At 62.8% G+C, this 15,084-nt stretch carries 14 protein-coding genes, 1 tRNA gene and 1 pseudogene; 9 read left to right on the forward strand and 7 right to left on the reverse strand.

Translation table 11 applies throughout. The annotated features are described in order from the left end of the window. The first annotated feature begins 27 nt into the window (after positions 1-27). From B0G77_RS45550 to B0G77_RS18025, 3 genes are read left to right on the forward strand one after another with little or no spacing between them, the layout of a single operon-like run. On the forward strand, positions 28-294 hold the full coding sequence (locus B0G77_RS45550) for a sigma factor (RefSeq protein WP_166656089.1): 267 nt from the start codon (positions 28-30) through the stop codon (positions 292-294). 24 nt (positions 295-318) lie between these two features. Beyond that, positions 319-762, forward strand: a complete 444-nt coding sequence (locus B0G77_RS45555) for a sigma-70 domain-containing protein (protein WP_347814180.1) — start codon at positions 319-321, stop codon at positions 760-762. Then, complete coding sequence (locus B0G77_RS18025) at positions 672-998, forward strand: divalent metal cation transporter (RefSeq protein ID WP_347814168.1); 327 nt, start codon at positions 672-674, stop codon at positions 996-998. The genes B0G77_RS45555 and B0G77_RS18025 overlap by 91 nt, the downstream gene beginning before the upstream one ends. 188 nt (positions 999-1,186) lie before the next feature. Here B0G77_RS18025 and B0G77_RS18030 read toward each other — a convergent pair. Then, positions 1,187-1,423: pseudogene (locus B0G77_RS18030) on the reverse strand (DUF2252 domain-containing protein); the annotation flags it as partial. A 140-nt stretch (positions 1,424-1,563) separates the two neighbouring features. After that, a tRNA-Leu gene (locus B0G77_RS18035) sits at positions 1,564-1,650 on the reverse strand. 367 nt (positions 1,651-2,017) lie between these two features. On the opposite strand from B0G77_RS18035, the gene hpnD reads away from it, so the two are divergent. After that, positions 2,018-2,848 (forward strand): presqualene diphosphate synthase HpnD, encoded by an 831-nt coding sequence (gene hpnD / locus B0G77_RS18040; RefSeq protein ID WP_133663331.1) that lies wholly within the window; start codon positions 2,018-2,020, stop codon positions 2,846-2,848. A 2-nt stretch (positions 2,849-2,850) separates the two neighbouring features. Here hpnD and B0G77_RS18045 read toward each other — a convergent pair whose 3' ends face one another. The 3 genes from B0G77_RS18045 to B0G77_RS18055 all read right to left on the reverse strand — a co-directional run bounded on the left by B0G77_RS18045 (position 2,851) and on the right by B0G77_RS18055 (position 6,236). Then, positions 2,851-4,077, reverse strand: coding sequence for a DUF1501 domain-containing protein (locus B0G77_RS18045; protein WP_133663332.1), 1,227 nt, complete (start codon positions 4,075-4,077; stop codon positions 2,851-2,853). Between the two features lie 53 nt (positions 4,078-4,130). Beyond that, complete coding sequence (locus tag B0G77_RS18050) at positions 4,131-5,720, reverse strand: DUF1800 domain-containing protein (RefSeq protein WP_133663333.1); 1,590 nt, start codon at positions 5,718-5,720, stop codon at positions 4,131-4,133. Between the two features lie 189 nt (positions 5,721-5,909). Next, a complete protein-coding gene (locus B0G77_RS18055; RefSeq protein WP_133663334.1) occupies positions 5,910-6,236 on the reverse strand; it encodes a hypothetical protein in 327 nt (108 codons plus the stop codon). 237 nt (positions 6,237-6,473) lie between these two features. On the opposite strand from B0G77_RS18055, the gene ompR reads away from it, so the two are divergent. The 4 genes from ompR (at position 6,474) to B0G77_RS18075 (ending at position 9,986) form a co-directional block, all read left to right on the forward strand. Continuing rightward, the gene (gene ompR / locus B0G77_RS18060; protein ID WP_122155675.1) at positions 6,474-7,199 is read left to right on the forward strand and encodes a two-component system response regulator OmpR; all 726 of its coding nucleotides are present in this window, start codon (positions 6,474-6,476) and stop codon (positions 7,197-7,199) included. Positions 7,200-7,245: 46 nt separating this feature from the next. Next, positions 7,246-8,595 (forward strand): ATP-binding protein, encoded by a 1,350-nt coding sequence (locus B0G77_RS18065; RefSeq protein WP_133663335.1) that lies wholly within the window; start codon positions 7,246-7,248, stop codon positions 8,593-8,595. A 242-nt stretch (positions 8,596-8,837) separates the two neighbouring features. After that, positions 8,838-9,386: a peroxiredoxin gene (locus tag B0G77_RS18070; RefSeq protein ID WP_133663336.1), complete on the forward strand. Its 549-nt coding sequence runs from the start codon at positions 8,838-8,840 to the stop codon at positions 9,384-9,386. 75 nt (positions 9,387-9,461) lie between these two features. Then, the gene (locus B0G77_RS18075; RefSeq protein WP_133663337.1) at positions 9,462-9,986 is read left to right on the forward strand and encodes a carboxymuconolactone decarboxylase family protein; all 525 of its coding nucleotides are present in this window, start codon (positions 9,462-9,464) and stop codon (positions 9,984-9,986) included. A gap of 132 nt (positions 9,987-10,118) precedes the next feature. Here B0G77_RS18075 and ispF read toward each other — a convergent pair whose 3' ends face one another. Both ispF and ispD read right to left on the reverse strand, forming a co-directional pair. After that, positions 10,119-10,598, reverse strand: a complete 480-nt coding sequence (gene ispF / locus B0G77_RS18080; protein ID WP_133664194.1) for a 2-C-methyl-D-erythritol 2,4-cyclodiphosphate synthase — start codon at positions 10,596-10,598, stop codon at positions 10,119-10,121. 81 nt (positions 10,599-10,679) lie between these two features. Beyond that, positions 10,680-11,390 (reverse strand): 2-C-methyl-D-erythritol 4-phosphate cytidylyltransferase, encoded by a 711-nt coding sequence (gene ispD, locus B0G77_RS18085; RefSeq protein WP_133663338.1) that lies wholly within the window; start codon positions 11,388-11,390, stop codon positions 10,680-10,682. Between the two features lie 118 nt (positions 11,391-11,508). Here ispD and mfd point away from each other — a divergent pair, with 118 nt between their 5' ends. Beyond that, positions 11,509-14,982: a transcription-repair coupling factor gene (gene mfd, locus B0G77_RS18090; RefSeq protein ID WP_133663339.1), complete on the forward strand. Its 3,474-nt coding sequence runs from the start codon at positions 11,509-11,511 to the stop codon at positions 14,980-14,982. Positions 14,983-15,084: the final 102 nt, after the last annotated feature.

Raw genomic sequence — 15,084 nt, forward strand, 5'->3', positions numbered from 1 at the left:
AGTCGGCGCGTCCGCGAGGTGACTGGCTTGTGGCTGGCGATCTCGATTGTGAAAATGTACGCGAATCGCGGCATGCAATTCCTGGCTCTGATCCAGGAGGGCAACATCGGTCTGATGAAGACGGTCGACAGGTTCCAGTACCGCCGGGGCTGGAAATTTTCCGCTGCCGCTACACAGTGCGTTCGCCAGACCGTCACCCGGGCGATCACCGACCCGGCCCGTTCGAGTATCGGTCCATATGATCGAGCCGACAACCAGGCTCAATCGCAGTTCGCGGGAAATATTGCAATGTAGCGGCAAGAAAGCGGGCGGACGAGGCTGGCCGAGCGCATGGAGATGCCTGAGCACATGGTACGCGGCACCATGAAGATCGCGACAGAGCCGGACTCAATGGCGACGTCCGTCGGCGAGGACGGTAACACGAGCCTCGGCGACATGATCGACAGACTCGGAGACGATGTCTCCCGCCGACACGGCGCACGCAGCCAGGGTATTCGGAGGAGTTTCGGCATAGACATGCCGACCGACTGCACACTGGAAGAGCGGCCCGACCCGGGCCTATACCGTCGCGCTTGCGACGCTGTCACTGGCGCCGCAACCCTGCATGCGCATCACATCACGAATATCCAGACATCTGCACAGGCCTCCTCGCCGGATCAGCTGCCTACGCGATGGCGGGAACGTTCAAATGGAAAAATAGCCTGGAACTCGAGCCACGGCTCGCCAGACGATTTTACGGAATCGTCATCCTTGCAACCGTAATAGGGCTGGCGCTCGGCTTCACCTCGATTGACCCGATCAAAGCGCTTCACTCGAGCGCCGTCATTAACGGCGTCACCTCCGTCCCGATCATGGTGCTCATGATGAAAATGGCATCGAACCCGGGCACCATGGGCAAATTCGTCATTGGCGGTAGCCTGCAGGTCGTCGATTGGCTGGCGGCTGCTGCGATGACAGTCGCCGCAGCGGCCATGGTCCTGCTTACTGCGGGATCGTGAGCCTGCCGCGTTGCCCTTTCCGGTCTTGCGGAATGAACTGACGATGGGGCGCTCGTGGCCATCGTCAGTCTGCCCTCAAGCCACCAGCGCATCATGGGGAAAACCCGGAGCCGTCGGCGGCGCCCGAACGAACAGCCGCCGCTCGCGGAAAACACCCGAATGGAGCCGTACGGCGGGACACATGGTGCTCACTCGATGGGTTTTGCCGCCGCAAAGCCCCTGCAATGTTCCAGATACGCCGCCTCGTGAATGCTGATCAGCTCGACTACGCTGACCCACAACCACGACGGTGTATCACGCGACCTCTCCCGGCTTCGCCGGAGTTCCGCTAGCCACGACTTACGGGTTGCGCCATCCATCTGGCTCGCATGAGCCCTGCCAACAACGAGCGCCAGGAAACGCGCGGCCTTTACTGCATCGGCCTCGAGCCGATACCACCAAAAATACCACCTCATACCACCAGCTTCCAGCGGACCAACCCGGGATGCTACAGAATGAAAAAACCCGCGAAGCCTTGTGCTATCGCGGGTTTCTGGACCTCTCCGGAACCTTCCGGAATGGTGTGTGGTGCGTGAGGCCGGACTCGAACCGGCACGCCATTGCTGGCGTCAGGACCTAAACCTGGTGCGTCTACCAATTTCGCCACTCACGCGTCGTCGCCGAACCGGCATCGACTTTATACATAGTCTGGCATGACCGTCGCGGTATCGCTTGCGCTGTATGCCGCTGCGATGTGCATCATTGCGCGCATTGATTCGTGGAGCCCATCCATACCGACGGGTAGCCACGGGTAAGCGCCGGTAAGCACTACGCAGCCGGGCAAAATGCGATGCGCACCCTGCCGATTGTCTGTCTCGCCATCGACCGCCGACTGCCGTCCCAAAGCGTAAGCGCGAGATTCTAACCGATTGCCCACGGCTTGTCTGCCCCCGCCTCTCGTATCGCGATGCTACAATTTTTCGCTGGCCGCCCGACCCGGTGCGCGCCGTCTGCATCCGACTCCCCTCACCCCCAATCCAGTGAATTTCGACGACTATTGCCAGCAGAAGGCAGCGCCACCCGGTTCGAGCACGTACTACGCACTCAGGCAGGCGCCGGCCGCCCGCCAGCCGCTCCTGACCGCCCTCTTCGCCCTGCGGCGGGAATTCGAGGAAACAGTCAAGGAAACCAGCGATCCGACCGTCGGCCGCACCAAGCTCGCGTGGTGGCAAAAGGAAACCTCCGCGCTGGCAGCCGGCGAGGCGTCTCATCCAGTATCAAAAGCGCTCATGGCGCATCTGCCCAGCACCGCCTCCGAATACGCTTCACTGGAGGCGCTGCTCTCCGGCTTCGAAATGGACCTCGATCAGGCCCGCTATCTCGACTATCCGAATCTGCGACGCTATGTCGAGAGGGTCGGCGGCGCGTTTGCCGCGCTGGTCGCGCGGGCAACGGCACGCGACCCTTCGCAGGCGTCGGGCTGGGCCGTGCCGCTCGGCAACGCCTTGATGCTTGCGCAGTTCGTCGAAGAAATCGGCGACGATGCGCGCCACGGACGCATCTATATTCCGATCGACGAGATGCAGCGCTTTAACGTCACTGCCGCGGATCTGATCAACCGCAAATACACCGACGCGTTCACCGAATTGATGCGCTTCCAGACCGGCCGCGCACGCGACTCGCTGCACGGCGCGCTCGCCGCGATTCCGGACGCCGAGCGCGCCACCCAGCGCACGCTTCGAGCGCAGGCCGCGCTCGCACTCGCGGTGCTGGACGAAATCGAAAGGGATGGCTACCACGTTCTGCATCAGCGAATTGCACTGACGCCGATCCGAAAATTGTGGATTGCCTGGCGAGCCGCACGCGGATGATGCTATGCGCGCAGCAACGGCAGCGGCTCGAATCGCTGCTGCAGCACGTTCGCAGCATCGAGACCCCACCAGGACCCAAGCACCGTCGCGTACAGTTGCCGGAAGTCGATGCCGACCGGCAGGTTGCCGTTGCCATCGAGTTGCGCGAGCACCGGCGGCACGCCGTACAGTCCACCCCGCACCCGCCCGCCCATCGCGAAGTGCGGGGTGACCGTGCCGTGATCCGTACCGTTGCTCTGATTCTCGCGCGGACGCCGGCCGAACTCCGCGTAGGTCATCACAAGCGTGCTGTCCCAGCGTCCTAGTTCCATCAGCGCCGACTTCATCGCCACGAATCCTTCCGCCCGCTGTTTTAGCAACGCAGCCTGCTGCCCAGGCTGATTCTGGTGCGTATCGAATCCGTTGAGCGTCAGCCGGATCACCGCAACGCCCTGGCCCCTAACGGGTTGCCCCTGCGCCGTGTCGCCGGCGGCAAGAACCTGCATCGCGGTTTTGATCGACGCCCCGAACGCGCCCTGGGGGAATGGGGTCTTCAGCGGAACCTGACCCTGGCGGGGCCGCAGCCGGTCGGCTGCTTTCACGATGTCATTCTCGACGTCGAGAATATGCGAGAGTTCGGGGTTGCGCTCATGTAGCGAGACAGGCGTCGCGAGCCGCGACGCCCGCACGAACTGCGCCGGATTGACGAGCGCAATCGCCCGTGCGCCGTTCGCAAGGGGGCCCATTTCCGCGCTGCCGATCACCACGCCATCGGCCGCGAAACCAGCCGGAACCGGCCTTAGCGCAAACGCGCGAGACAGCCACCCTTCGCGCAGATACTGATCGGACCTGGACGCGGTGTCCCAGATCTCGATCGAACGAAAATGCGACAGATTCGGCTGCGGATAGCTGACGCCTTGCACGATCGCCAGTTGCCGATCCTGCCAGAGCGGCATCAACGGCTGGAGCGAGGGATGCAATGCCGTCCGTTCGTCAAGCTGGATCGCCTGCTCGCGTTTGATGCCGATGCTCTTGCGCAGTTGATAGTAAGCGGGATCGGCGTACGGAATGACGGTATTCAGACCGTCGTTGCCGCCCTTCAACTCGACGAGGACCAGCAGGTTGCCATAGCCGCCAGCGGGCGATGGGCCGCCGTTCGCGAGCGTGCCCGTCTGCGCGGCAAACGTCGTCGGCAACCAGAGCGAGGCGCCGGCTGCTGTCGCCATCGAAAGGAAATCGCGTCGCTTCATGCTGCACCTCGTTCGTCCGCTGAAGGCATGTCGCCTGTCTCGTGCACCAGCTCTTATTTCAGCTGGTAGGCGGGGTCCATCAACAACGCCTCAAGATACGCGCTCCCGGTGGAATCCGTCTCGATCGCGTCGACTGGCGCGAGCGGCAACACTGCGTGCTGCAACTGCAGTTCGATCGACAGACCCGGCTTCGCATCCGGCGTCGTGTTGTAGTGCGCGAGCCATCTGTCGATATCGAAGCGCACGCCGCCCAGGCCCACACGCGCCATCGCGCGCTGCACCGGCGCGCTGGCATTCATGTTCTGCGCCATGCCATTTTGCATCCGCTGCGGACCAGTGGTTTCAGTGGCGCGAAATAATTGCTCGACAAACTGCTTGCGGGCAAGCAACGTCGAACTGTTGATCCAGGTGGGGCCGCCCGGCCAGCCCTTCACATTCGGCGGATAAAAAAGGTTTTCGCCTAGATTGCGGAACACACCCGCGAACGGTGCGGTATTGTCGTAGCCAATATCAAATGCACGTAAGGTGCCGACCACGAACTCCGCCGGCGATTTCACCAGCACCCCGCGGTTGCCGTCGCTCCAGAAAGCATCGGAAAGGAACAGGCCGCGCAGGGCAACCTTGATGTCGTAACGGCTGGCTCGAAACCGCTCCGCGATCGGAGCGATCTGGTCCGCGTCGGGTGTGTCGGACACGAACTCGCGCCACAGTTCAGTGGTGGTGAACGTGGCCGTCTCCGGGCGGGCAAGCAGGATATCGAGCACCTGATCGCCGTCGAACGCGCCGGTCTGGCCGAGGACAGTCTTGATGCCGTCGTCGTGCAGGTTCGGCCGAAAGACATAGGCTTGCGTATCGGGATCGAGGCTCCATCCGGTATAGGCGCGCGCCGCCTCCGACACGTCCTGCTGCGAATAATGGCCCTCGCCCAGCGTGAACAGTTCCATCACCTCGCGCGCGAAGTTCTCGTTGGGCTTGCCCTTGCGATTGCTTGCGCCGTCGAGATACAGCAGCATCGCCGGGTCTTTCGCGACGTCATGCAGCATGTCGCCAAAGTGACCAACTGCCTCGCGCCTGAGCAGCGCGTTCTGCCGCGCCATGTTCTGCGGGAACTCAACCTTGTCCTGACCGGACGTGAAATGATTGGCCCAGAAAAGCGTCATGCGTTCCGTGAGCGGCGACGGCGTGTTCAACATCTCGCGGACCCACCACGCACGCAGTTCCTCGTAACGTTCGCGACGCAGGCGCTGGTCGTCGCGTCGCTGGTCGGGCGTCCATGCCTTGCGTTCGGCGCGGGTTGGCAGCGGCTCCGACACCCATGCCGGCGGCGGAGTCAACGCTTCGGTGCGCACTGACGCCAGCACCCTGTCGACGGCCTGCTGCCGCGTAAGGCCGACGTACGCCGCGACCTCGCTGCTATCGGGCGCAAAACCGGTGCGGGCGAGAAAAAAGCGCGCATCGCTGGCGTCGAGAATAGCCTGCTCTTCGTCGCTCACGGCCGATGCGGCCCGGTGATCCTTGTGATGCTTTGGACGCGACCCGTGCAGCGTACTGTCCTGCGCAGCCAGGGCCGGCACGGTGAACGCCACGGCCAACCCACAGATTAGCGCCGATATACCGCGCGTCAGTGTCAAAAGGGTGTTCATAGCCTGTAAGCCTGTCGTCGGTGAACGTGACTTCGCCCGTGAAGAGTTGGCGCGAATAAGCCGTGTACCTGTCCTCGCTGCTCAACGGCAGGTCGGTCGGGTCAGTTGACGATGGAATTGCTACGAAATCTTTCGTGCAGGCAAAAAGCAGGAACGCACGCAACCGGTACGTCGAATACAGGCACCCGACTAGCGCTTGTAGAGTTCGCGCACGGCGTCTTCGATATGCTGGCGCAGAAGACGTCGCTCCTCCGGCGTCATGTGACCGTCGCGGCGCCGCTGATCGAGGTCGGGGGGCACGGCGGTGCGCATCATGATGTCGGACGCAGGCTGGTCGACGTTTGCGCGCGCTTGACGCGGGGGTTTTCCGTTATGCGAGGACGAGCGTGGAGTTGCCATCCGGTCTGCCGAAGGCTGGGCGCAGGCGAGCGTCGGACCCAGTGCGCCTGTGAGCGTGCCGGCAACTGCCAGCGTAATGACGCTCAAGCGTACATTCGGCCAAACCCCTCCCTTCATCTTGTTCCCTTCTTGGTGCGGCAACCGGTACCTCAAATGCGTATGCAGACCCCGGCCAGGACCGGGTGCGAGAGTTTTTTGTCATGTGAAGTATCTACCGAACAGCCGCAAACAGTAAAGGAGTCTAAGCGCGCATGCTTTACGTCGCGCCACAGGCGGGGTAAATTTTGTAACTGACTGTAACCCGATAATTGGTGCGAAGATGTACCTCTTTGTAATCGCGTTAAGATGCCGACCATGGAAACCAAAAACCCTTCGAAAATCCTCGTCGTCGATGACGATCCGCGCCTACGCGACCTGCTGCGCCGCTATCTGGGCGAACAGGGCTTCAACGTCTATGTGGCCGAAAACGCGCCGTCAATGAACAAGCTGTGGGTCCGCGAGCGATTCGATCTGCTCGTGCTCGATCTCATGCTGCCCGGTGAGGACGGTCTTTCGATCTGCCGGCGCCTGCGCGGTAGCAACGACCGCACGCCGATCATCATGCTGACGGCGAAGGGTGAGGACGTCGACCGCATCGTCGGCCTGGAAATGGGCGCTGACGACTACCTGCCAAAGCCGTTCAATCCACGCGAGCTGGTCGCGCGCATTCACGCGGTGCTGCGTCGGCAGACGCCGTCCGAGTTGCCTGGTGCGCCGTCGGAAACTACAGAGGTTTTCGAGTTCGGCGAGTTCGCATTGAATCTCGCTACCCGCACGCTGACGAAGGCCGGACAGGAAATCCCGCTGACCACCGGCGAGTTTTCCGTGCTCAAGGTCTTCGCGCGGCACCCACGCCAGCCGCTCTCGCGTGAAAAGCTGATGGAGCTCGCGCGCGGCCGCGAATATGAAGTGTTCGACCGCAGCCTCGACGTGCAGATCTCGCGTCTGCGCAAGCTGATCGAACCGGATCCGGGCAGCCCGCGTTTCATCCAGACGGTATGGGGCCTCGGTTACGTGTTCATTCCTGACGGCGCAGCCTGAGGTTGTTTCTGCTGACGTTGTTTCTGTTTCTTGACGAGAAGGGCCCATGCGGATCGACCGGCGCCTCCTGACGCTCGCGTTCGGTGGCCTATTCTGGCGCACATTCCTGCTGATCGCGCTTCTGATCGCAGTCAGTCTCGCCGCGTGGTTCCAGAGCTTCCGGGTGATCGAACGCGAGCCGCGCGCGCAGCGCGTGGCGTTGCAACTCGTCGCCGTCGTGAAGCTCACGCGCACCGCCCTCCTTTATTCCGATCCCGACCTGCGGCGCGCGCTGCTGCAGGATCTGGAGAGCAATGAAGGGGTGCGCGTGTACCCGCGCGAGACCACCGACAAATACCGCCTGCAACCCGACGAATCGCTCAACCGGCTGATCGAGCATGACATCCGCGGGCGCCTCGGCGACGACACGGTGATCGCGCAGAGCGTCAACGATATCCCTGGCGTCTGGATCAGCTTCAAGATCGACGACGACGATTACTGGGTCGCGCTCGATCGCGATCAGCTCGACAACGTCACCGGTCTGCAGTGGGCCGGCTGGGGCATCTTTGCTCTTGCGTTGTCGCTGTTCGGCGCGGCGTTCATTACGAGTCTGGTCAACAGGCCGTTTGCGCGGCTCGCGATGGCGGCGCGCAAGGTCGGCTCAGGACAGTCGCCCGAACCGTTGCCCGAGCGCGGCATGGGCGTGGCCGCCGAGACCAATCGCAGCTTTAACCAGATGGTGACCGACCTCGAGCAGCTCGAAGCCGATCGCGCGCTGATGCTGGCCGGCATCTCGCACGACCTGCGCACGCCGCTCGCGCGTCTGCGGCTCGAAACCGAAATGAGTCCGTCAGATCAGCCCACCAAGGACGCGATGATCGACGACATCGAGCAGATGGACATGATCATCGGCCGCTTCCTCGACTACGCGCGTCCGGTGCAGCGCATGCCGGAACCCGTCGACCTTTCCGTCATCGCAGGAGAACTGGCGGCGCGCATGGCGAACGAGGACGGCATGCGCCTCATCACACGGCTCGCGCCGTCGGCAGTCATCGAGGCAGACGAGACGGACATGCGCCGTGTCGTCGGCAACCTGATGGAAAACGCGCGCAAGTACGGCCTGAGCGATGACGACGGCATTCCACGCGTCGTGATCGAAACGCGGGTCTCGCATTCGCGTGTGGAGCTGACCGTGGTCGACGAAGGCCCCGGAATTCCCGAGGACCAGCTCGCGCTTGTCACACGACCCTTCTATCGTGTGAATACCGCCCGCAGCCAGGCCAACGGCACCGGCCTCGGGATGGCGATCGTGCAGCGCCTCGTGGGCCGCTATCGGGGTTCCCTGCGGCTGCGCAATCGCACGCCGGGGCCGGGCCTCGAAGTCACGATCGACTTCCCGCTCGCCAAGGGCATTTGAAGCCGCGGGGCAGATGTCTCACAAGAGCCTCGCCGGTTTTCGCGAGCGCTCTGCTGCGTTCCTGACCGTGCCCAATCATCGTGCTAACTATCGAAGCGTTGAATAAAAACTATCCAGTATATTAGCCAAAAACTATTGCCTTTATTATTCAATAGAGTTAGAGTGAGCCCTTGTGTAACGCATCCGTTACAGCGCAGGTAGCTTGAACAGGTTGTTTTCTCAACTCATACAGGAGTATCCGCATGAAAACCGTGGGCGATAAACTCGAAGCTTTCACCGTCACCGCTGCAAAGCCGGGCTTCAACAACCATGAAGAAAACGGCCAGTCGGCGTTCGAAGAAATCACCGAACAGTCGTTCCCGGGCAAGTGGAAAATCATCTATTTCTACCCGAAGGACTTCACGTTCGTGTGCCCGACGGAAATCGTCGAATTCGGCAAGCTGACCAAAGACTTCGAGGAGCGTGATGCGGTTCTGCTCGGCGGCAGCGTCGACAACGAATTCGTCAAGCTCGCATGGCGTCGTGAGCACAAAGACCTGAACAAGCTGAACCACTTTTCGTTCGGCGACGTGAAGGGCGAACTGATCGACCAGCTCGGCGTGCGCGACAAGGAAGCTGGCGTTGCACTGCGCGCGACGTTCATCGTCGATCCGGACAACACGATCCAGCACGTTTCGGTGAACAACCTGAACGTCGGCCGCAACCCGGAAGAAGTGCTGCGCATTCTCGACGGTCTGCAAACGGACGAACTGTGCCCGTGCAACCGTGCAGTCGGCGGCGCGACGCTGTAAGCGTTGCAGTCGAAAGCCCGCTAAGCTTGAAAGAGCCGGCGGGCTTTTTTATCGGCAACTTGATAGGAGATATCAATGGAATTCTTGTCTACGATTAAAGAACTCATTCCCGACTACGCTAAAGACATTCGCTTGAACCTGGACGGCACGATCGCACGTTCGTCGCTCGAAGGCACCGATGCGGTCGGCGTGGCGCTGGCCGCCGCCTTTGCCGCGAAGAGCCCGCTGATTGTCGATGCGATCCGCAAGTCGGGCGTGCTGTCGCCGGAAGAAACCCATGGCGCGCTGACCGCGGCCGCCCTGATGGGCATGAACAACGTCTGGTATCCGTATCTCGAGATGGCCGACAACGCGGATCTGAAGACGCAGCCGGCAGGTTTGCGGATGAACGCGTACGCGTCGCACGGCGGCGTCGACAAGCGCCGCTTCGAAATGTATGCGCTCGCGGCATCGATCATCGGCAAGTGCCACTTCTGCGTGAAGTCGCACGCCGATACGCTGGTCGCTGAAGGCATGAGTTCGACCCAATTGCGCGACGTTGGCCGCATTGCGGCCGTGGTCAACGCGGCGGCGCTGGTGATTTCGGCCGAAGGCAAGTAAACCGTTTCGAAGGCCGACGCGTGGCGGTCTGCAAAAACACCGCGCAAAAAAACGCCACGCGATCCTTCTGCGTGGCGTTTTAATCTTCTCGCACTCACAACCGCTGGCCCGCAGCAGTCAGCACGTTAGCCATCAGGCACGGGTGAGCAGCACGGCTGCCTGCGCCTCGATGCCCTCGCCTCGCCCCAGATACCCGAGCTTTTCGTTGGTCTTCGCCTTCACGTTCACCCGATCCAGCGGCAACCTCAGGTCTTCGGCGATATTCGCGCGCATCGCGTCGATGTGGGGCGCGAGCTTCGGCGCCTGGGCAATCACGGTGCTATCGACGTTGCCGATCACAAAGCCGGCCTCGGCAACCCGCTTCGCGCATTCGCGCAGCAGCACGCGGGAATTCGCGCCGGCAAACTGCTTGTCCGTGTCGGGGAAGTGACGCCCGATATCGCCCATCGCCGCCGCGCCGAACAGAGCGTCCGTGATCGCATGCAGCAGCACATCCGCATCCGAATGGCCAAGCAGCCCGCGGTCATAAGGCACCGTCACGCCGCCGATGATCAATGGCCGTCCCGGTACCAGCGCATGCACGTCGTAACCCTGCCCGATCCTGAAATCCATCATCTAATGTCCGCTAATGTGGGTTGAAACTGGTTTGAGGCGCGCTCGTTATTCCGTTCGTTGATCTCTTGCGAGGCTCACTCACGAAGTCGCTGGCCGGCTGAGAATCGCATCGGCCAGATCGAAGTCCTCCGGATACGTCACCTTGAAGTTGCGCAGGCTGCCCTGCACGAGCCGCGGCGCGTGACCGAGCCACTCGATTGCGCTGGCTTCGTCGGTCAGATCGTGGCCGTCCGCCTGCGCGCGCAGGATCGCCTCACGCAGCATGCCGATGCGGAACATCTGCGGCGTCTGCGCCTGCCACAGGCCATCGCGGGCTTCGGTGCGGGCAATGCGGCCGCCACTCTCCGGCGCAATACGCTTGAGCGTATCCGCAACCGGCAACGCGATGATGCCGCCCACCGGATCGTCTTTCAGCGCGCCGATCAGCGAGCGGATCAATGCCGGCGTGATGCCCGGGCGCGCCGCGTCGTGGACCAGCACCCAGTCGTCATCACGTGCGCCGAATTCGGCCAGCGCGTGCAGACCGTTCAGCACCGAAGCCTGGCGAGACACCCCGCCGCACCGGCGCACCGCGAAACGCAGGCCGGCGAAGCGGCGGGCATCGAAATGCTGGTCGTCGGGGGCGATCACCACGAGCGTCTGGGCGAATTCGCTGCAGGCGTCGAAGGCGGCAAGCGTGTAGTGAAGGAGGTCGCGGCCGGCGACAGTGCGATACTGCTTGGGCATCACGGCGCCGGAACGGCTGCCGGTGCCAGCACACGGGATCAGGGCAAAAAGACGGGAAGTCACAGGGGCGGACGCCGCGAAAGTCAAAGTGAAGGACGGATTTTATAATAGGTCCTTCGCGTCCACGTCGGGACACGCGTAAACTTGCCGCTCACGCGCCCCTACGGCTGCCTCTCTCTTTATGCCAGATATCGCCGCTTCAACGCAGTCCACTCCGCCCGTCGCGCTCGTCAAGGCCGGCCAGCGTTTCGCCTTCGACGGCACGCATGGCTCGTCCGATGCGCTCCTGATCGCCCGCTACCATCTTGCCTACCGTGAGCAGGTGCCGCTGCTGGCGGTTGTCTGCGAAAGCGCGGTGGACGCACAGCGGCTGTCGCAGGAGATCGCGTTCTTCGCGCCTGCTGCGCGCGTGCGTCTCTTGCCCGATTGGGAGACGCTGCCGTACGACACGTTCTCGCCGCACCAGGATCTGGTGTCCGAGCGCCTCGCGACGCTGCACGATCTCGGCGAGGGCCGCTGCGACATCCTGCTCGTGCCGGCTACCACGGCGCTGTACCGGATGCCACCGGCGTCCTTCCTGGCTGCCTATACGTTTTCGTTCACCCAGGGCGAACGGCTCGACGAAGCCAGGCTGAAGTCGCAGTTGACGCTGGCGGGCTACGAGCACGTGAGCCAGGTCGTGCGGCCGGGCGAATACTGCGTGCGCGGCTCGCTGATCGACCTGTTTCCGATGGGCTCGACGCTGCCCTACCGCATCGACCTCTTCGACGATCAGGTCGACTCGATCCGCGCCTTCGATCCCGACACGCAGCGCAGCCTCTACCCGGTGCGCGACGTGCGTCTTCTGCCCGGCCGCGAGTTCCCGTTCGACGAAGCCGCGCGCACCGCCTTTCGCAGCCGCTGGCGCGAGGTGTTCGAAGGCGATCCGAGCCGCGCATCGATTTACAGGGACATCGGCAACGGCGTGCCGTCGGCGGGGATCGAATACTACCTGCCGCTTTTCTTCGACGACACGGCGACGCTTTTCCACTATCTGCCCGAGCGTTCGCAACTGGCGTTCGTCGGCGATCTGGACGCCGCGATCAAGCGCTTCACCAACGACACGAAGCAGCGCCACAGCTTTCTGTCGCACGACCGCGACCGGCCGATTCTCGAGCCGCAGCGCCTCTTCCTGTCGGATGAAGACTTTTTCACGCTCGCCAAGCCGTTCGCGCGCCTCGTGCTGCCGGCGGATTCCGGCGGCTGGGCGACCTCGCTGCCGGATCTCGCCATCGACCGCCACGCGGAAGACCCGATCGCTGCATTGCGCGCGTATCTGGAAAAAACGCCGAATCGCGTGCTGTTTGCCACCGAATCGGCCGGCCGGCGCGAAACGATCGCGCAGTTGCTGGTGGACAACCATCTGCGGTCCGCAACCACAGACAGCTATCACGACTGGCTGCTCTCCGATGAGCGCTTCGCGCTCGGTGTCGCGCCATTGTCGAACGGCTTCGCGATACCGGGCGAACAGATCGCGATCGTCACCGAAACCGAACTCTACGGCCCGCTTGCCCGCCGCGCCGGCAGACGCCGGCAGGAACAGGCGAGCAACGTCGATTCGATGGTGCGCGACCTGTCCGAGCTCAAGCTCGGCGATCCGGTGGTGCATTCGCAGCACGGCATCGGCCGCTATATGGGCCTCGTGACGATGGACCTCGGCGAAGGCGAGACCGAATTCCTGCACCTCGAATACGCCAGCGAGAGCAAGCTGTACGTGCCGGTCGCGCAACTGCACGTGATCTCGCGCTACAGCGGCGCCGATCCGGAAAGCGCGCCGCTGCACTCGCTCGGCTCCGGCCAGTGGGAAAAAGCCAAGCGCCGTGCCGCGCAGCAGATCCGCGATACCGCCGCCGAGCTGCTGAACCTCTACGCGCGCCGCGCCGCGCGCGAAGGTCACGCGTTCGCGCTCGAACCGCGCGACTACGTGAAATTCGCCGAGAGCTTCGGCTTCGAGGAAACGCCGGACCAGGCCGCGGCCATCGCCGCGGTGATCGGCGACATGACGAGCGGCAAGCCGATGGACCGGCTGGTCTGTGGCGATGTCGGCTTCGGCAAGACCGAAGTCGCGTTGCGCGCCGCGTTCATTGCGGTGATGGGCGGCAAGCAGGTCGCGCTACTGTCGCCAACCACACTGCTCGCCGAGCAGCACACACAGACCTTCACCGACCGCTTCTCCGACTGGCCCGTGCGCATTGCAGAACTGTCGCGCTTCAAGACGACCAAAGAGGTCAACGCCGCGATCCAGCAGATCAACGACGGCTCCGTCGATATCGTCATCGGCACGCACAAGCTGCTGTCATCGGATGTGCAGTTCAAGCGGCTCGGCCTCGTGATCATCGATGAGGAACACCGCTTTGGCGTACGGCAGAAGGAAGCGTTGAAGGCACTGCGCGCCGAAGTGGACGTCCTCACGCTCACGGCCACGCCGATTCCGCGCACGCTCGGCATGGCGCTCGAAGGCCTGCGCGATTTCTCGGTAATCGCGACCGCGCCGCAGAAGCGGCTTGCGATCAAGACCTTCGTGCGACGCGAGGAAGACAGCGTGATCCGCGAAGCCATGCTGCGCGAGCTGAAGCGCGGCGGCCAGGTGTACTTCCTGCACAACGAAGTCGAGACGATCGATAATCGTCGCGCGATGCTCGAAGCGCTGGTGCCGGAGGCGCGTATCTCCGTCGCTCACGGACAGATGCACGAGCGCGAACTCGAACGCGTGATGCGCGATTTCGTCGCCCAGCGCGCCAATGTCCTGCTGTGCACGACGATCATCGAGACCGGCATCGACGTGCCGAGCGCCAACACGATCCTGATCCATCGTTCGGACAAGTTCGGTCTTGCGCAGCTGCACCAGTTGCGCGGCCGCGTCGGGCGTTCGCATCACCAGGCGTACTCGTATCTGCTCGTGCACGATCCGCAGGGACTCACGAAGCAGGCACAACGCCGCCTCGAAGCCATCCAGCAGATGGAAGAACTCGGCGCAGGCTTTTATCTGGCGATGCACGACCTCGAGATTCGCGGCACGGGCGAAGTGCTCGGCGACAAGCAGTCGGGTGAGATTCATGAGATCGGCTTCCAGCTGTACACCGACATGCTCAACGATGCAGTGAAGGCGCTGAAGGAAGGCAAGGAACCGGACCTCAACGCGCCGCTTGCCGCAACGACGGAGATCAATCTGCACGCACCCGCCATCCTGCCCGCCGACTACTGCGGCGACGTCCAGGAGCGGCTGTCGCTCTACAAGCGACTCGCCAACTGCGAGCACGACGATTTGATCGACGGGATTCAGGAAGAACTGATCGACCGCTTCGGCAAGCTGCCGCCGCAGGCGCATGCGCTGATCGAAACCCACCGTCTGCGGCTGGCCGCAAAACCGCTCGGCATTTCGAAGATCGATGCGGGCGAAGCGGTCATCGGGTTGCAATTCATCCCGAATCCACCCGTCGATGCGATGCGTATCATCGAGATGGTGCAGAAGCACAAGCACATCAAGCTCGCGGGCCAGGACAAGCTGCGCATCGAAACGCGTACGCCCGATCTCGCGGTGCGCGTCTCGACCGTGAAAGAAACGTTGCGGGCGCTTGGCGCGCCGTCTCGCGGCACCGCTGCCGCCGCTCGCTGAACGTCGATGTTGCGGTGCGCCATGGGCGCGCCGCAACATGCGTTTTCTGCCGGATGCTTTGGCCGGGACTATGTTTTTTGGGTATGATCAAAAAATAACCAA

The sequence above is a fragment of the Paraburkholderia sp. BL10I2N1 genome (genome assembly GCF_004361815.1).
GTDB lineage: Bacteria > Pseudomonadota > Gammaproteobacteria > Burkholderiales > Burkholderiaceae > Paraburkholderia.